This window comes from Duganella sp. CY15W (assembly GCF_009857555.1).
GTDB classification, from domain to species: Bacteria; Pseudomonadota; Gammaproteobacteria; order Burkholderiales; family Burkholderiaceae_D; genus Rugamonas; species Rugamonas sacchari.
On sequence record NZ_WWCQ01000009.1, the window covers coordinates 40,434 to 61,922 of the forward strand.

The 21,489-nt window shown below is 61.7% G+C and carries 18 protein-coding genes; 9 read left to right on the forward strand and 9 right to left on the reverse strand.

What is annotated here, in order from left to right; translation table 11 throughout:
* The first annotated feature begins 94 nt into the window (after positions 1-94).
* Genes GTP58_RS29495 through GTP58_RS29505 form a run of 3 tightly spaced genes read left to right on the forward strand, consistent with a single transcriptional unit; the run spans position 95 to position 2,705 of the window.
* Positions 95-961 (forward strand): alpha/beta fold hydrolase, encoded by an 867-nt coding sequence (locus GTP58_RS29495; RefSeq protein WP_161080511.1) that lies wholly within the window; start codon positions 95-97, stop codon positions 959-961.
* A gap of 2 nt (positions 962-963) precedes the next feature.
* Positions 964-2,001, forward strand: a complete 1,038-nt coding sequence (locus GTP58_RS29500; protein ID WP_161080512.1) for a sensor histidine kinase — start codon at positions 964-966, stop codon at positions 1,999-2,001.
* On the forward strand, positions 2,001-2,705 hold the full coding sequence (locus tag GTP58_RS29505; protein ID WP_161080513.1) for a LytTR family DNA-binding domain-containing protein: 705 nt from the start codon (positions 2,001-2,003) through the stop codon (positions 2,703-2,705). The genes GTP58_RS29500 and GTP58_RS29505 overlap by 1 nt, the downstream gene beginning before the upstream one ends.
* Here the strand turns inward: GTP58_RS29505 and GTP58_RS29510 are convergent.
* The 6 genes from GTP58_RS29510 to clpS form a co-directional block, all read right to left on the reverse strand.
* On the reverse strand, positions 2,702-5,134 hold the full coding sequence (locus GTP58_RS29510; RefSeq protein WP_229215799.1) for an FtsX-like permease family protein: 2,433 nt from the start codon (positions 5,132-5,134) through the stop codon (positions 2,702-2,704). The genes GTP58_RS29505 and GTP58_RS29510 overlap by 4 nt on opposite strands.
* 96 nt (positions 5,135-5,230) lie before the next feature.
* Positions 5,231-8,557, reverse strand: a complete 3,327-nt coding sequence (locus tag GTP58_RS29515; RefSeq protein ID WP_229215800.1) for a S41 family peptidase — start codon at positions 8,555-8,557, stop codon at positions 5,231-5,233.
* Between the two features lie 65 nt (positions 8,558-8,622).
* Entirely contained in the window at positions 8,623-9,576 is a 954-nt protein-coding gene (locus GTP58_RS29520; RefSeq protein ID WP_161080514.1) for a hypothetical protein, read from the reverse strand.
* A gap of 9 nt (positions 9,577-9,585) precedes the next feature.
* A complete protein-coding gene (locus tag GTP58_RS29525; protein ID WP_161080515.1) occupies positions 9,586-11,316 on the reverse strand; it encodes a hypothetical protein in 1,731 nt (576 codons plus the stop codon).
* A 131-nt stretch (positions 11,317-11,447) separates the two neighbouring features.
* Positions 11,448-13,754, reverse strand: a complete 2,307-nt coding sequence (clpA, locus tag GTP58_RS29530; RefSeq protein ID WP_161080516.1) for an ATP-dependent Clp protease ATP-binding subunit ClpA — start codon at positions 13,752-13,754, stop codon at positions 11,448-11,450.
* The gene (gene clpS / locus GTP58_RS29535) at positions 13,751-14,053 is read right to left on the reverse strand and encodes an ATP-dependent Clp protease adapter ClpS (RefSeq protein WP_008446470.1); all 303 of its coding nucleotides are present in this window, start codon (positions 14,051-14,053) and stop codon (positions 13,751-13,753) included. The genes clpA and clpS overlap by 4 nt, the downstream gene beginning before the upstream one ends.
* Before the next feature lie 323 nt (positions 14,054-14,376).
* On the opposite strand from clpS, the gene GTP58_RS29540 reads away from it, so the two are divergent.
* From GTP58_RS29540 to GTP58_RS29550, 3 genes are all read left to right on the forward strand, one after another.
* Positions 14,377-14,580, forward strand: coding sequence for a cold-shock protein (locus GTP58_RS29540; protein ID WP_008446468.1), 204 nt, complete (start codon positions 14,377-14,379; stop codon positions 14,578-14,580).
* Between the two features lie 234 nt (positions 14,581-14,814).
* Positions 14,815-15,222, forward strand: a complete 408-nt coding sequence (locus GTP58_RS29545) for a glutaredoxin family protein (protein WP_202413913.1) — start codon at positions 14,815-14,817, stop codon at positions 15,220-15,222.
* An 82-nt stretch (positions 15,223-15,304) separates the two neighbouring features.
* A complete protein-coding gene (locus tag GTP58_RS29550) occupies positions 15,305-15,496 on the forward strand; it encodes a hypothetical protein (protein ID WP_072787088.1) in 192 nt (63 codons plus the stop codon).
* Between the two features lie 39 nt (positions 15,497-15,535).
* Here the strand turns inward: GTP58_RS29550 and icd are convergent, their stop codons facing one another.
* A complete protein-coding gene (gene icd, locus GTP58_RS29555; RefSeq protein ID WP_072787089.1) occupies positions 15,536-16,789 on the reverse strand; it encodes an NADP-dependent isocitrate dehydrogenase in 1,254 nt (417 codons plus the stop codon).
* 124 nt (positions 16,790-16,913) lie between these two features.
* Between icd and GTP58_RS29560 the strand changes: the two genes are divergently transcribed.
* Complete coding sequence (locus tag GTP58_RS29560; RefSeq protein WP_161080517.1) at positions 16,914-17,468, forward strand: pseudouridine synthase; 555 nt, start codon at positions 16,914-16,916, stop codon at positions 17,466-17,468.
* A 66-nt stretch (positions 17,469-17,534) separates the two neighbouring features.
* Positions 17,535-18,812 (forward strand): HD-GYP domain-containing protein, encoded by a 1,278-nt coding sequence (locus GTP58_RS29565; RefSeq protein ID WP_161080518.1) that lies wholly within the window; start codon positions 17,535-17,537, stop codon positions 18,810-18,812.
* 71 nt (positions 18,813-18,883) lie between these two features.
* Here the strand turns inward: GTP58_RS29565 and rpsT are convergent, their stop codons facing one another.
* Positions 18,884-19,150: a 30S ribosomal protein S20 gene (gene rpsT / locus GTP58_RS29570; RefSeq protein ID WP_072787092.1), complete on the reverse strand. Its 267-nt coding sequence runs from the start codon at positions 19,148-19,150 to the stop codon at positions 18,884-18,886.
* 195 nt (positions 19,151-19,345) lie between these two features.
* Here rpsT and murJ point away from each other — a divergent pair, with 195 nt between their 5' ends.
* Complete coding sequence (gene murJ / locus GTP58_RS29575) at positions 19,346-20,884, forward strand: murein biosynthesis integral membrane protein MurJ (RefSeq protein WP_161080519.1); 1,539 nt, start codon at positions 19,346-19,348, stop codon at positions 20,882-20,884.
* Positions 20,885-20,943: 59 nt separating this feature from the next.
* Here the strand turns inward: murJ and GTP58_RS29580 are convergent, their stop codons facing one another.
* Complete coding sequence (locus tag GTP58_RS29580; protein ID WP_161080520.1) at positions 20,944-21,426, reverse strand: FxDxF family PEP-CTERM protein; 483 nt, start codon at positions 21,424-21,426, stop codon at positions 20,944-20,946.
* Positions 21,427-21,489 lie beyond the last annotated feature (63 nt).

The following is a 21,489-nucleotide window of genomic DNA, read 5'->3' on the forward strand; positions in this document are numbered from 1 at the left end:
CATCCAGCCGATCAAACCACTCATCCCAAAGCCGTCGCGGCCGGCGTAGCGCGCCGATAGCATGAGATCTCCAACTTCACTCACGGAGAAACAGATGCCACGTTCGCTGCTCAAAACCGTCGTCATGATCGCTGCCAGCCTGGTCCTGGGCCATGCTGCAGCGGCCGACCATCCTTCGTTCAAGGTCGATGTGACTGGCCAGGGCGCACCTGTCATCCTGATTCCCGGCCTTGGTTCGCCCGGTGAAGTATGGGCTAGCACGGTGGCGCACTACTGCGGCAAGCGCCAGTGCCACGTGTTGTCGCTAGCAGGTTTTGCGGGCCAGCCAGCCATCGGCACGCCGCTGATCGCCACGGTCGAACAGCAGCTCAGCGACTACATCCGGGAACACAAGCTTGAACATCCAGTCGTCATCGGCCATAGCCTGGGCGGTTTTATCGGTATGAAGCTGGCGTCCGATCACCCCGCGCAGGTCGGGCGCCTGGTCATTGTCGATACCCTGCCGGCACTGATGGCCGCACGCATTCCCGGCACCACGCCAGAACAGCTGAAACTGATCGCCGAAGACATGCGAACCCGCATGCTGGGCCAGGATGCCCAGGCAGCCAGCGCCAGCACGCTCGAATCGCTGCGCAGCATGATCAGCAAGCAGGAAGACATTGACCGCGCCATGGGCTGGGCGAAGCAGTCCGACCGCATGACCGTGATTAATACCTTGGCAGAGATGACGGCCGACGACCTGCGCCCTGGCCTGAACCACATCACCGCGCCGACGCTGGTACTGGGCAGCTGGATCGCCTACAAAAACTACGGCAACAAGGACAGCTTCACGCAGTTGTACAAATCCCAGTACCAGCAACTGCCCAACGTCAAAGTGGAGCTGGCTGACAACGCCCGCCATTTCATCATGTACGACGATCCTGCATGGATGTATGATCGTATTGATAACTTCCTAAACTAATCATGAACAACGACCATTCCCTGCTTCCGCGTTTGAACTGGTACTGGATATTTCAACTTGCCGGCTGGAGCTTCCTGCCGCTGATGATGACCGCGTCCATGCCGGTCGAGGTGCGCCTCAACGGTTTGATCATCGCCAGCTGGGGTGCGCTGTCCGGCATCATCCTTTCAGACATCTGGCACCGCATCCTCAAGCGCCGCATCCACTACGGCATTGCGGTGAACTGGGCGATGATGCTGCGCGCGGTGCTGGTCCTGGGCGTCATCAACACCGGCACACAAACGCTGGGCTATGCGCTGATTAAACCATTCGGCGAATGGCATGGCGTCGCCTGGCTGCCAGGCGCGCTGCTGTTCTGGTGGGCCGCGCACATGGTCTGGAACATCTGCTACATGGCCGTGCTATCGCTGCGCCGCGCCAACCGCGCGGAAGCCGAAACACTGCGGCTGGAAGTCGCCGCCAAGGATGCGGAACTGCGCGCCCTGCAGGCACAGGTCAACCCACATTTTTTCTTCAACAGCATGAACAGCGTGCGCGCGCTGATTTATGAAGACCAGAATGCTGCCGCGCAGATGATCGACCAGCTGGCCAGCGTGATGCGCTACGCACTGCAGTCCGGCCATCATGACACCGTGCCGCTGGCGGCCGAGATCGAGGCTGTTCAGGCTTATCTCGCGATTGAAAAAATCCGCTTTGAAGAACGCATGCGCGTCAGCGTGGATATCGGCATGGGCCTGGAGCGGGTACGCATTCCGCCCATGGCCTTGCAGACGCTGGTCGAAAACGCCGTTAAATATGGCGTCGAAACCAGCCCTACTGGCAGTGACATCCGCATCCGCGCGCAGCGTCTGGACAACGGTGCGGTGCATATCGAGATCGCCAATCTGGGTGCGATTGTGCCGTTTGCGAATTCCACCAAAGTTGGCCTGGTCAACACGCGCAAGCGCCTGGCGTTGGCGCTGGGCGCTAACGCGCAGCTGGATCTGTCTGAAAACAGTGGCTGGGTACGCGCCACGCTTACCTTGCCGGAGGCCGCCTGATGCGGGCATTACTGATAGACGACGAGCGCCTGGCGCGCGCCGAACTGCGTCGCCTGCTGGCGGCGCATCCTGATGTGGAGATTGTGGGCGAGGCAGTCAATGCCGCCGATGGTGTACAGCAGATCAATGCACTCAAGCCCGATCTGATTTTCCTCGACGTGCAAATGCCCGGCGGCAGCGGCTTCGACATGCTGGAAGCACTGGAGGAAGCGCCGGAAGTCATCTTCACCACCGCGTTCGATCACTATGCATTGCAGGCGTTTGAAGTGAATGCGCTGGACTATCTGCAAAAGCCGATACAGGCGGCGCGCATGGCAAGCGCGCTGCAACGCTGCGCCGCACGCCGACTGCACATCGCCTCGGCCATGCCGTCGGCGGCGCGCAAGCTGTTCATCAAGGATGGCGAGCGATGCTGGTTCGTCGCGGTCCAGGATATCCGCCTGTTTGAATCGGACGGCAATTACACGCGCGTCTATTTCGACGATCAGCAGCCGTTGATGCTGCGTTCTCTGAACCAGCTGGAAGAGAAGCTGGATCCGCAACGCTTCTTCCGCGCCAGCCGCCGCCACATCGTCAACCTCGATTTCATCGAGCAGGCAGAACCCAATGATGCCGGTGGTCTCGATCTGACATTGCGCGACCAGCTTGCCGTCGAAGTCTCCCGTCGCCGCGCCCCGCAGTTCAAGGCCCTGACAATGCTCTAGCTGCGCAATGCCTCTGCTGGTGATATGCGCATCGCCAGCCAGGTGTGGCGGCTGGTCGCGCCGAGCGCGATAGCGAGCGTGAGGCACAGTGCGATCAGCAAGGTCCAGTAACCCACAGGCGCATGCTCCACATAGCCAGACAGATAGCGGTGGGTCGCGATGGCCGCCGCCGGCAGGCCGATAGCCGCGCCGGCCAGCACCAGCAAGCCGATCTCGCGGATGACCAGCAGGCCGATGTCACCAGCGCGCGCGCCGTGCAGTTTGCGCATGACGATCTCCGGCGCGCGCCGCTGCACCGTGTTGGCCGATAAAACATAGGTGCCTACGCCAGCGATGATGAGGGCAATGCCTGTCGCCACAGCCAGCAACTTGGCCATGCGTGCATCATCCGCATAGTTCTGTGCCAGGATCTCGCCAGCGCGATGCATGCGCAGCAGCGATTCGGGGAAATAGCGCGGCCAGAGTTCCTGCACGCTGTTTTCTACCTGCGCCATCGATCCATGCACACGTATCGTCAACGCGCCACCGGCAGTCCACAGCTCGTAAGCAGTGGCGCGTGGCGCCTCATGCAATGAACGGAAGCGCAATTCCGGCGCGATGCCGACGACAGTCTTGTTTATCGTGACATTATCGAATCCGGTGAACAGCACCGTTTCACCGATTGCCGCCTCCGGCGTCGCGAAGCCCAGCTCGCGCGCAGCGATGGCATTGATGACCACCGGGATTTTGTCGTCATCCCTGTCAAAGCCACTCTTGAACAGGCGCCCCGCCACCGGTTTGAGGCGCAGCTGTTCGAAGAAATTCGCGCTGACCGATTTCATTTCCATGGCCGCAGCCTGGCCACCGGGACGTTTCAACTCCCGTGTCCACAGCCAGTCGAGACGACCGACCGGATCTTCCGAGATCGCCACGCCTTCCACACCTGGCTGCGCTGACAGCGCCGTGTACAGGCCGCGTGCAGCAGCGTTGTCGCGTACACGTTCCGGCATTTCGACCACCAGCAACGGCGATGGCTCAAAGCCGGGCGAAGACGTCATCGCATAGTGCGTCTGCCACGCAATCGCGATCGTGACGCCGGCCAGGCCCATGGCGGCGGCAATCTGCACTACCGTCAGCACGCGGCGCAAGCGCATGCTGGCTCCCGACTCCGTACCTGGACGCCCTGCCAGCACCCGCGTGGGATGCACACGCAGCGCGATCAGTGCCGGATACACGGCACTCGCCACACCCAGCAGCCCACCCAGCGCCACTGCCATGGCAATATTCTGCAGATTGAACACATCGTCGAGCTGCCGCGCGACCAGCTGCGAAAAGGCCGGCAGCGCCAGCCAGGCCAGCAGCAATCCCAGCGCCGTGGCCAGCATCGACATCAGCAGCGACTCCAGCATGAAGTGCATGACGATCTGCGGCACGCTGGCGCCCAGCACCTTGCGCATCGCCACTTCGCGCTGGCGCCGCAATACGCGCACCGTCGCCAGATTGACATAGTTGATCGCCGCCAGCGCCAGTATCAGCACGGCGATGGCCGCCAGGCCGCCGATCACCATTGGGTCGCCACGGTCGCCTGCCACCGCAATCGGGTTGTCGCGCACTTGGGTGGCGAAATAGGCGCTGCGCAAGGGCGACATGGAAAGCTCCAGCGTCTTGCGCTTGCCGAGGCGCGCCATGACGTCGGGCGGGAAGCTTTGTACGCTTGGCGTGCGGTCGACGACCTGCTGCAGGCTATCCGTCAACGCGGCAACCGAGGCGCCGGGACGGACGCGTATCAGCAGCTTGCCCATCCAGCCATGTTCGCCGGTCAGCATCTCATGCCGCACCTCGTCGGCAAACGTGGAGTTCACGCCAAACAGCAGCTCAAACGGGATGGTGGTATTGGATGGCGGCGTGGCGACGACGGCGCCGACCCGCAGCGGCTTGCCTTCCGCATGCAGCACGCGTCCGACCACGTCGGCCGTGGCAAACAGGCGTTGTGCCGCAGCCGCCGTCAGGACGATCTGGTCCGGGCGTTCCAGTGCCACGGCAATATCGCCGTACAAGGTGCGCAGGCCAAGTACCTGTTGGAATCCCGGGATGACGGTCAGCGCCCGCACCCGCAGAATTTTGCGATCGATGCGTACCGCCAGCGGCAGCACCTCCTGGCGTGCCGGGATGTAGCAGGTCGCATCCACCACGCCTGGCAGCTGGAGCGCCGCCGCCCGCAGGAACATCGGCGCCAGATCGTACACCGGTTCGGAAGGATCGACATTGAACCGGTGACGGACGACGTAGATGTTATCCGCGTCCGGCACCTGTGCATCGTATTCCAGCGAGTAGCGCACAAAGCCCAGCAACAGCAGGCACGCGGCCAGGCCGGCGCTCAATCCGAGCATGACGGCCAGCGTATAAGCCGGTTCTTGTATCAGCGTGCGCCAGGCGATGCGAAAATCCATAGGTTTCAGTCCGTAGTGAAGTTGTCACGACAGACTGCAACATCCATGCCACGCGGATTTCGCATCGATGTGTTCAAAAGTGGACGCTTGTGCTGTTCACTTCCGGACAGCTTGCTGATTCAGTCCCGGGATCACCTGCGGCTGATAGGGCTTGACCGGCTGCTCCGTCATTTTTTTGGACAGCAGCTGCAGCGCCACTTCCAGCTGGCGGTCCTGACCTTGGTAGGTGGCGTGCGGCGGATTATCCACCACCACGTCCGGCGCAACGCCAACGCCTTCAATCAGCCATTGGCCGTCTTCGGAATTGAACTGCCCCATCTCCGCCACGCGCGCCATGCCGTTGTCGCTCAGGCGGTTGTTATCGCTGAGCCAGACCCCGGCGCCAGCGGTACGTTTGCCGACCAGCGGACCGAGGCCCAGCGCCTTGATGCCGGCGGCGAAGGTCTCGCCGTCCGAATACGTGTATTCATCCACCAGCACGGCCAGATGGCCGCGGAAGGTGTTCTGCATATTCGGCGACGGCTGCACGCCCGGCGGCGCCCAGAACGCCCACGCCTTGCGCAGCAGTTTCTCGATGATCCAGCTATCGATATTGCCGCCGTTGTTGCGGCGGACGTCGATGATGAGCCCTTCGCGATTCACGTTGGCGTAAAAGTCGCGGGCAAACGAGGCGATATCATTCGGTCCCATCGCGCGCAGATGCAGATAGCCGATACGCCCCTTGGATGCAGCTTCCACCTGGCGCGCGCGCGATTGCTCCCAATCGCTGTAGCGCAGCACGCTCTGTTTGGCCATCGTCACCGGCAGCACAATCACCGCGCGCGTTTCCGCCTTGCGCTTCACTTGCAGCAGCACCTGTTTGTCGGCCTGGTTCAGCAGCAGGTCGGCGATGTCACGCGCCTCCAGTACGGACTTGCCGTTGACGGCGGTGATGATGTCGCCCTCTTTCACATCCACGCCAGCCTGCGCCAGCGGGCCGCGTTGTGCAGGCAGCTCCGGTTCGCTGGCGTAGATATGGTCGACGCGGTAGCCTTCTGCGGTACGCGACAGCAGCGCGCCCAGGCCGGCGGGCGTGCCTTCCGGCGCCGAACGGCGGATGTCGCCAGGGCGGATCTGCGAGTGCAGCGCGCCCACTTCGCTAATCATCATCCCCAGCACATCGTCCAGCTCCGCGCGGTCGGTCACACGGTCCACCAGCGGCGCGTACTTGGTCCGCACAACCGGCCAGTCGGCGCCGCGCATCTTCGCGTCGTACAGGAAGTCGCGATGCATGCGCCAGGCGTCATTGAACATCTGCTTCCACTCCAGGCGCGGATTGGAGGTGAAGGTCCAGTCATCCACCTTGACCTTGGCCTTGCTGGTGTCAGTCGGCGCCTTGGCGCCCGCTTCAACGATCAGCATATCGCCCGCGCCGGCGCCCGCCGTGCGGTAGTAGACGTGCTTCCTGTCGGTCGACAGATCGAACTCGCGCACGCCGGCCGCAAACACTTCCGGCTTCGGCTCGTTGTTGGCAATCGCCAGCGTCTTGACTGCGGCCTTGCCATCGCTGCCGTCGGCGTCGATGAAGTACAGCCGCTTGTCGTCGATCTGCAGGCTGCGGTAATTGCCCGCCGGGACAGGCACTTCATACAGGCGCTCCGCCAGGCCCGCGTAGGCAATCGCCGGCAGCGATTTTCCGCTGGCCTTCGGTGCAGCCTTGGCGACAGCTTTTTCTGCGGCCTTTTCTGCTGCCTGTTCGGTCGCGCCTTCGGCCGGCTTGTCGCTTGGTTTGTTCAGCTCATCATCCGGCTTGAACGGGAAGCGGTTCTCTGCCTGCAGCGCCAGCGCGTAGATGCCTGTGCGCTTGTCGAACACCGGCCCCATATTGCGGTCGCCCCAAGGCGAGCCGTTCGCCAGCTGGAAGTTGCGGGCCGAGAGGAAGTACAGCCATTTGCCGTCCGGCGAGAACACCGGCGAACGCGAGGTGTAGCGATCGCTGGTCACGAAGGCCAGCTGTTTCGATTCGGTGTTGTACAAACCGATCTGGTCGCGCTGCTCGGTGCTGGCAGCACGTACCAGGGCCAGGTTTTTGCTGTCCGGCGACCACAGGATTTCCTCGTACTCGCCGATGCCGGATTTGCCCGCATCGTCGATCACCGTGTTGGCCCTGGTGGCCAGGTCCAGCAGCCAGAAGCGGCCCTTCTTGTCGGTGTGACCCAGCCAGCGGCCGTCCGGCGATGGGTACAGTTGCCAGCGGTGGTTGTTGCCATCCTTGGTCAGCTGCTCGCCCTTGCCGGAACCGTCGGCGGCGAATTTCCAGATTTCGTTTTCGCCGGTGGTATCGACAATCGCGTAGATGAATTTGTCGTCATGGCTGAACACGGCCTGGCGTGCACGCGCGCCTTCCGGGATGGCGATTTCCACGCGGCGTTGCGCGCCCGTGCCTGCCACGCTGACGCGGCCGCGCGCGGTCAGCACGATGCGTTCGAACTTGCCGGCGATCTGCACATTGGTCAGGTTCTCGAGCGGAGAACGGATCTGGCGCGAGCGTTGCTGGTCAAAGTCCGACACCAGGTTGATGGCCAGTTGCTCATCCTTGTTGGTGGCCAGGTCCAATACGTGAACATCTGCCCCCAGCTGATAGGCGATGCGGCCATCGCCCATGCTGGCGTTGCGCACATCCCAGTCGGTGTAGTTGGTCAGCTGGCGTGGCTCGCTGCCGTCGGCGGCCATGGTCCACAGATTGTCCGAGCCGCCCCGGTCGCTGATGAAGTAGAGCCGGCCCTGCCACCACATCGGCCGCTTGTTGTTGCCCGTATCGGCAGCCAACAGCTGGGTGGCTTCCGCATTGCCGCCCAGCTCGTAACGCCACAGCTGCGCGTAGGCGCCGCCACGATAGTGTTTGACGTTATCGTTGGTCATGGCCAGGCCGTTGCGCGTGAAATACAGCGTTTTGCCGGTGTCATCCAGCACCGCGTCGTTGGCGTCAGCCAGCGGGAAGATGCGGCGTTGCAGATCGTCCGGCTTGACGGCCGCAATCACCAGCGCGCGGCCTGGTCCTTTGCCGTCCGCCATGCTGACCAGCACCTCGCCCTGCGCGCTCCAGCCCAGCACCGACACGGCGCCGTTTTCAAATGTGATGCGCTTGGGCAGGCCGCCGGCCAGCGGCATCACATAGGCTTCCTGCGCGCCCTCGTACGACGCAGAGAATGCCACCCAGCGGCCATCCTGCGAAATGGCGGCGTTGGTTTCGGCGGATGGGTGCGTCGTCAGGCGCTGCGCCTGGCCGCCGTGCGCGCTGGTGCGCCACAGATCGCCCTCGGCGGTGAACACCACGCTGTCGCCACGGACAGCAGGAAAACGGTAATAAGCGTCGGCGGCAGTGGCAGTGGACAGCAGACCGGCGGACATCAACATCAGGGCAAGCGGACGAGACAGGTTCATGGGACAGTGTCAAAGGTTGTCTAATGGAACGGCAATTTTGGCACAGCTTGCCCGGTACAGATAGACTATCGTCGTCGTTTTTGGCAGTCCTGCTCCGCATAGCCAAACAGCACCACCCCCAGACTGCCAGTGGCATCGCCCTCATGCTCCTGGCCGACGCGGGTTTGCAGCACTTCCACGGCCGTGAATTGCTGCGGCCCGAGCTGCAAATCCTGCGCGCTCAACACCAGTGCCTGCCGTTCCCCGCCACGCAGTTCCAGCACCACGCTGGCTTCATGGCTTTTGCTGCTCCTGCCGCTGGCACGTGCATCCAGCGCGCGCTGCAGCGCAAATTGCTGCGACCGCACCGCAACCGGCTCAGCGCGCGCGGTGCGCGCCAGGCGCTGCAACGCTGGTTCGGCCAGCGCTTGCGCCGTGACGGTATAAGCGCCGGCCTCCAGCCCGGGGTTGCCGGCCCAGAACACGAAGGTATTGCTTCCGGCGCCATTCAGCACGGCCGATTGCAGGTTGTACTGCGCCCAATGGCGGTTGCTCATGGGCGCTGACGCCGATGGGCCGGGATCCAGTTCCTGCGGCGTGCAACTGACGTGGGCAAGCAGGCAGAAGTGCGCGGGAATACTGGCGTGCTCCGGTGTCCACACCATAGGCGGAAACGCCGTCGGCCCGAGCACCGAGCGCCCTGCTACCGGTTGGCTGTCGGACAGTATCAGCTGGGGGTTGGCAAAGCCGGTGGCCGGGTCCGACCAGTAGATGCGCAGCTTGACGTAGGCATTCGGCACGCCGCGGTTGTCGACCTTGACGCTGATTTCCAGCGGTTCGTCGGGCAGATAGGTGCCCGTCGGTGTGGTGTAGTGAAGGCCTTGCACGTGGATGGACGGGCACAGCCAGCTGATCACGGGCGGCGTGATTTTGCTCAGCGGCCGCTGCGAAGCACGGCCCTCATCGCCGGTAAAGTAGGGAATCACCAGCCACGGATGGGACGTATCGATGGCGTCATCGGGCGCGGGATCATGGTCCATGATGGTTCCTTACAAGGCAGTTTGCGCGTAGGCCAGCGCCACTTCCGGCACCGGATCGTCTTTGATGGAGCCAGTGGCAATGTCCCAGCATTGGCGCCCGGCATCGCGGTCGGCATCCATGTCGAGGTTGGCGCTGTCAGCGTCGCCACGCGCCAGTTGCTGCCAGAGTTGGTGCGCGAGGCGCGCAGCAGCGGTGACGTAACTATCAGGCGTCGACAGTGGCGGGTGTGCTGGCGGGCCGCCTGCTGCGTGCTCGACTGGCGTGGCCGGCATGCTTTCATAGCCCACATTGGGTTGGGCAGTGGCGCGGTGCGGGTAAGCTGCGGGCGGTGGCGAGGCGGTGAACTGCGCGTGCGCAGGTTGCAGCAGTTGCAGCGCATTGGGGTAGATGATGCCGAACACGGCCAGATAGTCGGCCGCATTGGAAAAGCCCTGCCACAAGTATTGCTGCAACTGCTCCAGCACATCGCAGATATGGACGGCCTGATCGGTACCGGCAAACGCCGTCAATGCCTGGCTATTGGTGCCGGGTTGCGGATCAGGATGGCTGGGATCTTTGGGCGGTGATCCGGCGCCACACGCTGCGCCGCCCGTGATGATGCACACGAAGACGATGCCGATGACCAGCAGCACGGACAGCAGACCAGCCCAGCAGGTCTTGCTTTTGGTCTCTTCGCTGTCGGCGTTGGACGTCCCGCCACCCGGCGGCGAGCCGCCACTGCCGCTGGTGGGCTTGAGGTTGGCCTCCAGTGGTGGAAACGCTGCAGGGTTGGCGTCCTTGCGCGTTTCCAGCGCCAGTGCCAGCGGTGCAGGCGCTGCCGGCATGTCAAAGCTGGCCAGCAGTTCAAGATGCCGCAGCAGGCGCTGGTAGCCGATATTGAAGTCGGGTAGCGGCGCCGTGATGCGCAGATCGTAGCTTGCGGTCAGGCTGTCCTGCAGCAGCTGCGCGATGCTGGCGGGCAGTTGCGCTGGCAAGCCAGGCACACCCCAGCGCAGCATCTGTGCCAGTTTTTTCATTGGCGGCAGGCCGCTGCGGTGCTGGCGCAGCCAGCTGCCGCTCGCATAACGCGACAGGCGGTCGCGATAGGGGTGGCTACGGCGCGGGCCGCCGACGGTGCGCCCCAGGTAGGCACTGCCGGCAACGTTGCCGCCATAGCCCGCCAGCACGCCAAACGCAAACGCGCGCGCGCCGCTGTCCTTCCCTGCCTGTGCGGCGACGCTGCGCACAAAGGCGTCCGTGCGGCGGGCCAGGAACAGGTCGCCCCAGTTCCACTCCGGCGTCTTGCGGTCGTCCTGACGCGGATGGCGCGCCAGGTAACGTGGGGGCGACATTTGCGCCGGCAAGGCCATGGCGACAGTGATGACCTGGGTGGCACGCTGCTCCAGCCCGCCGATCAACGCCTGTGCCTGGTTGAATTTGTCCAGCGCATCCGGTGCGGCAGGATCGGTCAGCGCGGACTCCAGCGCGGCCCGCACCTTGCCGACGTCCGCATAGACGTCCAGGCCGTCGCGCCACAGGTCGGCGGCCTGTTGCAGCATATCCAGTTCGGCGCCATCACTGGCCGCATGGGCCAGCAGATGATCGGTGAGCGCCCCCAGGCAGGCCAGGTCGCCATCCTGGGCCAGGGCTGCCAGCGTGCGGGCCTGCGCTTTCTGCTCGTCGGCATTGCTGTAACTTGTGGTCCGCAACAGGCCGTGCAGCTCATCCACCACGGCCATATGGCCGAAATAATCGATCATCACATCCTCCACTACCGTGTTGACAGCGCGCCAATTCCAACTAGCTTGCGCCGCGCACGATACAGCGGTGTTGATCTGGATCAGATAAAAAAAGCCCGCTGGGTAAGCGGGCTTGGGGGAAACAGTGCAGTTTAGTCGACTTCGACCGTCTCTGGCGGCTGGCTCGGCGCCGCATCTGGCGGTTCCGGGAAGTCCAGCTTGACCACATCCTTGTCGTCCAGGTCGACCACCACCTTGCCGCCGGTGACCAGACGGCCAAACAGCAGTTCGTCGGCCAGCGCCTTGCGGATCATGTCCTGGATCAGGCGCGACATCGGCCGCGCGCCCATGAGCGGGTCGAAACCTTTTTTGCCCAGGAAGGTGCGCAGCTTCTCGGTGAACACGGCCTCGACTTTTTTCTCGTGCAGCTGCTCTTCCAGCTGCATCAGGAACTTGTCGACCACGCGCAGGATGATTTCCTCGTCCAGCGCGCGGAAGCTGATGATCGCGTCCAGGCGGTTGCGGAACTCCGGCGTGAACATGCGCTTGATATCGCCCATTTCGTCGCCAGCCTGCTTGCTGGTGGTGAAACCGATGGTCGACTTCTGCAGGCTCTCGGCGCCCGCATTGGTGGTCATGATGATGATGACGTTGCGGAAGTCCGCCTTGCGGCCGTTGTTGTCGGTCAGCGTGCCATGGTCCATCACCTGCAGCAGGATGTTGAAGATGTCCGGATGGGCTTTTTCAATCTCGTCCAGCAGCAGCACCGTGTGCGGTTTCTTGGTGATGGCTTCGGTCAGCAGGCCGCCTTGGTCGAAACCAACGTAGCCCGGTGGCGCACCGATCAGGCGCGACACGGCGTGACGCTCCATGTACTCCGACATGTCGAAGCGCACCAGCTCGATGCCGAGGATAAAGGCCAGCTGTTTCGCCACCTCGGTCTTGCCGACGCCGGTCGGACCGGAGAACAGGAAAGAGCCGATCGGCTTGTCGGTCTTGCCCAGGCCGGCACGTGCCATCTTGATGGCCGACGCCAGCGCTTCGATCGCCGGATCCTGGCCGAACACCACGTTGCGCAGGTCGCGGTCGATGGTTTGCAGCTTGCTGCGGTCGTCCTGGTTGACGGTCTGCGGCGGGATGCGCGCGATCTTGGAGATGATGTCCTCGATCTCGGTCTTGCCGATGGTTTTTTTCTGCTTCGATTTTGGCAGGATGCGCTGCGCAGCACCGGCCTCGTCGATCACGTCAATCGCCTTGTCCGGCAGGTGGCGGTCGTTGATGAAGCGCGCCGCCAGTTCAGCGGCGGTCGACAGCGCCGACGACGAGTATTTCACGCCATGGTGCTCTTCGAAGCGCGACTTCAGGCCACGCAGGATCTGCACGGTCTGCTCGACGGTCGGCTCGTTGACGTCCACTTTCTGGAAGCGGCGGCTCAGCGCGTGGTCTTTTTCAAACACGCCACGGAACTCGGTGTAGGTGGTCGCACCGACGCATTTCAGCTGGCCATTGGCCAAGGCCGGCTTGAGCAGGTTGGACGCATCCAGCGTACCGCCCGAGGCCGAGCCGGCGCCAATGATGGTGTGGATCTCGTCAATGAACAGGATGCCGTTGGGATTGTCCTTGAGCTGCTTGAGCACGGCCTTGAGGCGCTGCTCGAAGTCGCCGCGGTATTTGGTGCCGGCCAGCAGCGCGCCCATGTCCAGCGAATACACCACGGCATTCGACAGGATTTCCGGTACATCGCCCTGGGTGATGCGGTAGGCCAGGCCTTCCGCAATCGCGGTCTTGCCCACGCCGGCCTCGCCCACCAGCAGCGGGTTGTTCTTGCGGCGGCGGCACAGGATCTGGATCACACGGTCGACCTCGTCCTCGCGGCCAATCAGCGGATCGATCTTGCCCTCGGCGGCCGACTTGTTGAGATTCTGGGTGAACTGGTCGAGCGGGCTTTCCTTGGTCTGGCCTTCGCCGCCAGGTGCGCCCTCTTCCACGCCTTCCGAGGCTTTCGCCGTATCGGACTGCTGGTCCTTGCGCACACCGTGCGAGATGAAGTTGACCACGTCCAGGCGCGTCACGCCCTGCTGGTGCAGGTAGTACACCGCGTGCGAATCCTTCTCGCCAAAGATGGCCACCAGCACATTGGCGCCCGTGACCTCTTTCTTGCCATTCGACGCGGACTGCACGTGCATGATGGCGCGCTGTATCACGCGCTGGAAGCCGAGCGTAGGCTGGGTATCCACCTCGCCGGTGCCGGGCACGGTTGGGGTGTTATCGCCAATAAAATTGGTCAGGGTTTTGCGCAGATCTTCAATGTTGACGGCGCATGCGCGCAACACTTCGGCAGCCGAAGGGTTGTCCAGCAAGGCCAGCAGCAAGTGCTCCACCGTGATGAATTCGTGGCGCGCTTGTCGGGCTTCGACAAACGCCATGTGCAAACTTACTTCCAATTCCTGCGCAATCATACTTCCTCCATCACGCACTGCAGGGGGTGCCCTGCCTTGCGCGCATGCGTTAAAACGAATTCCACTTTGGTACAGGCTATATCTTTCGAGAACACGCCGCACACTCCTTTGCCGTAGCGGTGAACACTCAGCATTATTTGCGTGGCCGTCTCCCGGTCCTTATTGAAATACTCCTGGATAATCGCGACCACAAATTCCATCGGCGTGTAGTCGTCATTCAGCAACGCCACCTGGTAAAGAGGTGGCGGCTTCAGCGTTTGCCGCTCCAAGAGGGTTTCAGTGTCATGCTTGGTTGCCATACGCTTATATTCTAATGCTTTCGAGGTTGTTGCAATGTGCATTTCGCTGCACAGATCCAATTGTTTTCCATCTTACGCGCTTTCTGAACTTGACGCAGATGGCGCCCTATTCCGCAAAATCAAGAGTTGCTTTTTCGCCAATCGTCTTAAAAGTAGCAAAATGCCCACAAATCTGCTTGACTTTCAAATTTGGTCCGCTAACAATGCGTTATCGGCTAAGTGCAGAAATGTACATGTTGATAAGAAGTGGGCGTGAGGAGAGGGGCAAGAAGCTTCTTGCTTTTATGGCTCGTGTGATCAGTTAATATTTGAAAGTTCTTTTTATGGCAACAGGTACTGTTAAGTGGTTCAATGATTCCAAAGGTTTTGGCTTCATCACTCCTGATGACGGCGGCGAAGATTTGTTCGCTCACTTCTCCGCAATCAACATGAACGGTTTTAAGACCCTCAAAGAAGGTCAGAAAGTTCAATTCGAAGTCACGCAAGGCCCTAAAGGCAAGCAAGCTTCCAACATCCAGTCCGCTTAATTTCTTAAGCAACAGATGTAAAAAACCCCGCCTGCGGGGTTTTTTTTCGTCCCTGCCTGACGCATCCCCCCACCGGAACTGTTGTATCCCCAGCACAGTCGCCAACTAATTTTATTGGCTTTGTGACAATTCAAGAGAATGTGCAAAATTGAAAAATGCATAATCTTATGCGGAAACCTAAGATGCCGATACGGCATGCCATGGCGCTTTTCGTGCTGATCTCACAAGGACCTTATGAACGGCAAACATACCCGCCACATCAAAACCGTGTTGTCCTATGGCGTCATCCTGGTGCTGGGCCTGGCGATTGGCCGCCTGGGCATGCAGGCGCCACAGTGGTTCAAAGCCGAATATGTCGAGGGCAACTACCAGGCCTACTATCCCGACGCCGCCACCAAGGTCGTGCTCTACGGCACCAAGACCTGCCCGTTCTGCCAGCAGACCCGCGACTACCTGGCGCAGCACAACATCCCCTACGCCGATATCGACGTCACCCAGCCCGGCAAGGGCCAGGAAGACTACCGCAGCTTGGGCGAGAAGGCCGTGCCCGTAATCCTGATCGGCAGCCGCCGCATCACGGGCTTCAAGCAGCCGGTGATTGAGGCCGCGCTGGCCCGGATCAAGCCGCCGCAGGCCCAGTAAATTCCTTTTCGTTTCTGGAAGCCGTGTAAATGGACGGCGCGGTTTCGCCTGTCGTCAACGTCCAGTCTATGGAGGAGTCACCATGTTGAACATCAATAAAAAACTGGCCGCCTTGTTGTTTGCAGTGGGCGTCGGCGCCGCATCGGTCGCCGCGCAGGCACAGGCATCGACCTGCACCCGTGGCTGCATCAATGCCTACCACGCCTGCGTTGCCGCCGGCGTATCGGAAGACTGCAGCGTCGAGCTGGACGAGTGCATGCTGAACTGCGGCTAAGCGCAGCAGAATCGGGCCGGCATGCGGCCCGATCCGGTATTACATCTGTTCGATCATGACGTCGCCAAAGCCCGAGCACGAGACCTGGGTGGCGCTTTCCATGAGGCGTGCGAAGTCGTAGGTAACGCGCTTCGAATTGATCGCCTTTTCCATCGATTTGATGATGAGGTCGGCCGCCTCGGTCCAGCCCATGTGGCGCAACATCATTTCCGCCGACAGGATCAGCGAGCCCGGATTCACATAGTCCTTGCCGGCATACTTCGGCGCGGTGCCGTGGGTCGCTTCAAACATCGCCACCGAATCCGACAGGTTGGCGCCTGGCGCGATGCCAATTCCGCCCACCTGGGCGGCCAGCGCGTCCGACACATAGTCGCCGTTCAGGTTCAGCGTTGCGATCACGCTGTACTCGGCCGGGCGCAGCAGGATCTGCTGCAGGAAGGCGTCGGCAATCGAATCCTTGATGGTGATGTCGCGGCCAGTCTTGGGATTCTTGAACTTGCACCATGGACCGCCGTCGATGAGCTCGGCGCCGAATTCTTTTTGCGCCAGCGCGTAGGCCCAGTCGCGGAAGCCGCCTTCGGTGTACTTCATGATATTGCCCTTGTGGACAATGGTGACCGATGGCTTGTCGTTGTCGATGGCGTACTGGATCGCCTTGCGCATCAGGCGCTCGGTGCCTTCAATCGATACCGGCTTGATGCCCAGGCCCGACGTCTCCGGGAAGCGGATCTTGTTCACGCCCATTTCCTTGACCAGGAAGTCGATCAGCTTTTTGGCGCCTTCGGTGCCCTGCGCGTATTCGATGCCGGCATAGATGTCTTCCGAGTTTTCGCGGAAGATCACCATATTGGTTTTTTCCGGTTCCTTGAGCGGCGACGGCACGCCGGTGAAGTAGCGCACGGGACGCAGGCAGACGTACAGGTCCAGCTGCTGGCGCAGCGCCACGTTCAGCGAACGGATGCCGCCGCCCACCGGCGTGGTCAGCGGGCCCTTGATCGAGACCACGTAATCCTTGACCGCGCCCAGGGTTTCTTCCGGCAGCCACACGTCCGGGCCATAGACCTTGGTCGATTTTTCGCCGGCGTAAATCTCCATCCAGCGGATTTTGCGCTTGTCGCCATAGCATTTGGCCACGGCCGCGTCGACCACCTTGAGCATCACCGGGGTGACGTCGAGACCGGTGCCATCACCCTCGATGTAGGGAATGATCGGGTTATCTGGTACATTCAGGGAAAAATCAGCGTTGACGGTGATTTTCTGGCCGTCCGCAGGTACTTTGATATGTTGATACATCGTGATTCTCCGAAGGGGAATGGTCCAAGTCTTCTATAAGATATAAGACGGTTGTTTCACATTATGCACGAGTATGTAGCGAGGCGCCAAAGTTTTCAAGCCCATCCCCATTTCAGTTTTCAAGATGCCCCTGATTCTATTCAATAAGCCGTTCCAGGTCCTGTGCCAGTTCTCGCCGCAGGATGACAAGGCCACGCTGGCCGACCATCTGCCGATCCCCGATATCTACCCGGCCGGCCGCCTGGACTACGACAGCGAAGGCCTGATGCTGCTGACCGACGACGGCAAGCTCCAGCACGCCATCGCCCACCCCGACCACAAGGCCGGCAAGACCTATCTGGTGCAGGTGGACGGCATTCCCGACGCCGCCGCCATGGCCAGGCTGCAGGCGCCCATCGACCTGGGCGATTTCGTGACCCAGCCCTGCCAGGCCATGCACATTGCCGAGCCCGAATGGCTGTGGCCGCGCAACCCGCCGATCCGCCAGCGCGCCGGCCAGCCGACCAGCTGGCTCGCCATCACGCTGCAGGAAGGAAAAAACCGCCAGGTGCGGCGCATGACGGCCGCAGTGGGCTTGCCGACGCTACGGCTGGTGCGCAGCGCCATCGGCAATATTGCACTGGCCACGCATCCGCTGATGCCGGGCGAGTGGATGGAAGTGTCGCCAAAAGATCTGTAGATCTGGCAGTTTGGCAACACCTGGCCTATGCTGATGCGGTAGGCGCCGCCGCGCCTGGAGGATGCCATGCCTGCCGAATCGAGCGTCAGCTACACCGAAAGCCCCTACTACCTGCAAGCCGTGGCCGCACTGGCGCAGCGCCAGACCGTCACCGCGCACGAAGACATCTATTGCGACAGCGGCATGAAGCTGGTGGCCAAGGGCACCGCGCTGGACGAAGCGCAGTTTCAGCGGCTGGCACGCCACAAGCTCAGCGAACCGCTGGACAATATGCTGACCAGCGAGCGCGCGCTGGATGCCGCCAGCCTGTCGATCGAAGCGGACAAGGTGCTCGAACACGATCCCATCTACACCCGCATGGGCAACCGCAGCGGCGACGCGCTGGCTGTCAAGCACGGCCTGGCCGCGCTCAAATTGCCGCCGCCGCTGCTGATGCGCCTGACGGTGATGCGCGACCAGCGCCCCGCCATGTTCCAGCATTCACTGCGCACCGCCATGATTGCCGACGCGCTGGCACAGCGGCTCAAGCTGGCGCCGGCAGAACGCGCACTGCTGTTGCTGGCCGCGCTATGCCACGACCTGGGCGAACTGCACACCGACCCGCAACTGCTGGCAAGCGGCCACGCCATTACGCCCGACGAGCGCCGCTACGTGCACGTGCATCCGCTGACCAGCCATGTGGTGCTCAACGCCATCGCGGGCTTTCCCGCGCCGGCCCGGCTGGCCGTGCTGCAGCATCACGAACGGCTCGATGGCAGCGGCTATCCGCACGGGCTGCGCGCCGATAAGATCAGCCCGCTGGCCAAGCTGCTGGCGGTGGCCGACGTCGCGGAAACCGTGATCCGCCGCTTCGACCTGCCGCGCCTGGACATGCTGGCCCGTCTGCACCAGAACCGCTTCGACCGCGCTGCTGCCGACGCCCTGCGCGACCTGATCCACGCCACGCCGGAAGATGCCCACCACCTGCCCCAGGAGCAGCTGGACGCCGCCACCAAGCTGGCGCGGCTGGCCGATGTGCTGCGCGCCTGGTTCGCGCTGCGCAGCGTGTTTGCGCACCTGGTGGCGCCAGCCGAGCCGGAGCGCTCGCCGCTGGCCTTCCTGTTCGAGCGCATGAGCACCATCCGCCAGCTGGTGCTGCAGGCCGGCTTCGATCCCGACCGCAGCGAAAGCATGTTGTACATCGCCCAGGACGATCCCGCCGTGCTGGTGGAACTGCGCACCATGCTGGACGAGATCGAATGGCTGCAACTGGACCTTGCCAACGAGATCGACCGCCGCTCGGCGGAGCTGCTGGGCCTGTCACCTCAGCCCTTGCACGATTTGCTGCGGCATTTGCGGCCATAAACCGGCGGTACCAACGAAAAAAGCCGCACTGGCATGCCAGCGCGGCTTTTTGCTTTACTCCCCGAAAGGAATTAAGCGGACAGTGCTTTCAGGGCAGCTGCCAGACGGCTCTTATGACGAGCTGCCTTGTTTTTGTGGATGATCTTCTTGTCAGCGATGCTGTCGATGGTCGACACCGAGGACTGGAAGATGGTCGTCGCAGCAGCTTTGTCACCAGCTTGGATAGCCTTACGCACAGCCTTGATAGCGGTGCGCAGGGTCGAACGCTGAGCCGAGTTGTGAGCGTTTTGCTTAACTGCTTGACGAGCGCGTTTACGCGCTTGTGCGGTATTTGCCATGAAATTTCCTAAATCAGGTAAATGATGCGTTTGCAAACATTATTGTTTGCCAACACAGGTACGTTCAGGTTGCGAAAGAGCGAACCGTGTGAGTCAAACTACTGCTTGCCAAACAATAATGTCTGCGCAACAGAATTTTGTACAGCCTATGATTATAGCGATATTTTTCAGCAGGAGCAACTATAATCACGTCCCATGAACTTGCTTAAGACACTCTCCGCCATCTCCAGCATGACGATGCTGTCCCGGATAACCGGCCTCCTGCGTGAAACCCTGATCGCCCGCGCCTTTGGCGCCGGCGGCATGACTGACGCCTACATCGTCGCCTTCCGCATTCCCAACCTGCTACGCCGGCTGTTTGCCGAAGGCGCGTTCTCGCAAGCCTTTGTGCCGATCCTGGCCGAATACAAAAACAAACAGGGCCATGAAGCCAGCAAAAAGCTGACCGACCATGTGGCCAACACACTGGTGTGGGCCACGCTGATCGTCACCATCATTGGCATTATAGCGGCACCGGCCTTCATCTACCTGATTGCCAACGGGCTGGAAGAGTTTGACGCGGCCGTCTGGATGACGCGCGTGATGTTCCCTTATATTACCTTCATGGCCTTCGTGGCCATGGCCGGTGGCGTACTCAACACCTGGCGCGAATTCAAGATTCCCGCTTTTACACCGGTACTGCTCAATATCGCGTCGATCCTGGCTTCGTTGTTCCTGCAACAGCATCTGGAACGCCCGATCTACGCCATGGCGATTGCCGTGTTCGTCGGCGGCCTACTGCAGGTGGCGATCCAGATCCCGGCGCTGGTCAAGATCGGCATGCTGCCGCGGCTGTCGTGGAATCCTGCGGCCGGCCTGACCGATCCGGGCGTGCGCCGCGTACTCAAGAAAATGGCGCCGGCAGTGTTTGCCGTCTCGGCTGCGCAGATCAGCCTGATGATCAACACCAGCATCGCTTCGCGGCTGGTGGAAGGCAGCATTTCGTGGCTGTCCTATGCCGACCGCTTGATGGAATTCCCGACCGCCATGCTGGGCGTGGCGCTGGGCACCATCCTGCTGCCCAGCCTGTCCAAAGCCAAGGCCGACGATGACCCACAAGAGTATTCCGACCTGCTGGACTGGGGCTTGCGTCTGACCTTCCTGCTCGCCCTGCCGGCCGCGGTCGGCCTGGCCGTGCTGGCCGAGCCCATGATCGCCACGCTGTTCCACTACGGCGCCTTTACCGACGCCGACGCCGTCCAGTCTGCGCGGCCGCTGATCGCCTACTGCGTCGGCCTGCTGGGCCTGATTCTGGTGAAAACCCTGGCGCCCGCGTTCTACGCGCAGCAGGACATCCGCACACCGGTCCGCATCGCCACCGGCGTGCTGGTGCTGACACAGCTGCTGAACCTGCTGTTTGTGCCGTATCTGCAGGTGGCCGGACTGGCGCTGTCAATCGGCGTCGGCGCCTGCGTCAATGCCAGCCTGCTGTACATCGGCCTGCGCAAGCGCGGCATCTACCGCCCGCAGCCAGGCTGGCTGGCGTTTTGCACCAAGCTGGTCATTGCATGTGTGCTGATGGGCGCCGCCGCCTGGTTTGGCGCGCACCATATCGACTGGCTGGGCTTGCAGCACCACGCCATCCTGCGCCTGGGCGCCCTGCTGCTGCTGGTGGCCGTATGTGGCGCGGTCTACTTCGCTGCACTGCTGGCAATGGGCTTCCGCCTGCGCGACTTCAGGCGCATCGCGCGCTGACAGCATTCCGCTTGACGAAAAAAAACCCGCCGAGGCGGGTTTTTTATTGCAAGCAGAAATTAAGCTGCTTTTTTAGCTTTGCGACGAGCAACCACGCCCATCAGAGCCAGGCCACCCAGCAGCATGCCATAGGTTTCTGGTTCTGGAACGGCGGTCACGGTGTAGGTGCCGGTGTAGCTAGCACCAGCGCCTGCCAGACCGCGCAGGTTCAGGATGAATGGGCTGCCGCCTTGGAAGGTAGCGCCGAAGAACTGCAGACCGTTGAACTGGAAAGCTGCGCCGGTTTGACCGTTCAGCGTCGAGGTATTCCAGAATTCCAGATTCTGGCCGGTAACGGTGATACCTACTTTGTAGGTACCTGCGGTCAGGTTGCTACCAAAATCGATAACGTCCAGATTGCCCGACAGGATGCCATCACCCAGCTCACCAGCCCAGTTATGGCTCGCGCCGTCAGCAGTAACGGAGACCGATTTGTCGCCTGCGAAAGCACTTACCGATGCAGCAGCCAGTAATACGCCAGCAGCAATGTTTTTCAATTTCATTATGATTTCCTTAATCAAACGAATTGTGGCTGCGCTTGCGCCAACCACGGTGTAGGTTAATAG

Excerpts from the sequence above, each read along its gene's own strand:
- GTP58_RS29495 (WP_161080511.1), top strand. The coding sequence starts at position 95 with ATGCCACGTTCGCTGCTCAAAACCGTCGTCATGATCGCTGCCAGCCTG.
- GTP58_RS29500 (WP_161080512.1), top strand. The coding sequence starts at position 964 with ATGAACAACGACCATTCCCTGCTTCCGCGTTTGAACTGGTACTGGATA.
- GTP58_RS29505 (WP_161080513.1), top strand. The coding sequence starts at position 2,001 with ATGCGGGCATTACTGATAGACGACGAGCGCCTGGCGCGCGCCGAACTG.
- GTP58_RS29510 (WP_229215799.1), bottom strand. The coding sequence starts at position 5,134 with ATGGATTTTCGCATCGCCTGGCGCACGCTGATACAAGAACCGGCTTAT.
- GTP58_RS29515 (WP_229215800.1), bottom strand. The coding sequence starts at position 8,557 with ATGAACCTGTCTCGTCCGCTTGCCCTGATGTTGATGTCCGCCGGTCTG.
- GTP58_RS29520 (WP_161080514.1), bottom strand. The coding sequence starts at position 9,576 with ATGGACCATGATCCCGCGCCCGATGACGCCATCGATACGTCCCATCCG.
- GTP58_RS29525 (WP_161080515.1), bottom strand. The coding sequence starts at position 11,316 with ATGATCGATTATTTCGGCCATATGGCCGTGGTGGATGAGCTGCACGGC.
- clpA (WP_161080516.1), bottom strand. The coding sequence starts at position 13,754 with ATGATTGCGCAGGAATTGGAAGTAAGTTTGCACATGGCGTTTGTCGAA.
- clpS (WP_008446470.1), bottom strand. The coding sequence starts at position 14,053 with ATGGCAACCAAGCATGACACTGAAACCCTCTTGGAGCGGCAAACGCTG.
- GTP58_RS29540 (WP_008446468.1), top strand. The coding sequence starts at position 14,377 with ATGGCAACAGGTACTGTTAAGTGGTTCAATGATTCCAAAGGTTTTGGC.
- GTP58_RS29545 (WP_202413913.1), top strand. The coding sequence starts at position 14,815 with ATGAACGGCAAACATACCCGCCACATCAAAACCGTGTTGTCCTATGGC.
- GTP58_RS29550 (WP_072787088.1), top strand. The coding sequence starts at position 15,305 with ATGTTGAACATCAATAAAAAACTGGCCGCCTTGTTGTTTGCAGTGGGC.
- icd (WP_072787089.1), bottom strand. The coding sequence starts at position 16,789 with ATGTATCAACATATCAAAGTACCTGCGGACGGCCAGAAAATCACCGTC.
- GTP58_RS29560 (WP_161080517.1), top strand. The coding sequence starts at position 16,914 with ATGCCCCTGATTCTATTCAATAAGCCGTTCCAGGTCCTGTGCCAGTTC.
- GTP58_RS29565 (WP_161080518.1), top strand. The coding sequence starts at position 17,535 with ATGCCTGCCGAATCGAGCGTCAGCTACACCGAAAGCCCCTACTACCTG.
- rpsT (WP_072787092.1), bottom strand. The coding sequence starts at position 19,150 with ATGGCAAATACCGCACAAGCGCGTAAACGCGCTCGTCAAGCAGTTAAG.
- murJ (WP_161080519.1), top strand. The coding sequence starts at position 19,346 with ATGAACTTGCTTAAGACACTCTCCGCCATCTCCAGCATGACGATGCTG.
- GTP58_RS29580 (WP_161080520.1), bottom strand. The coding sequence starts at position 21,426 with ATGAAATTGAAAAACATTGCTGCTGGCGTATTACTGGCTGCTGCATCG.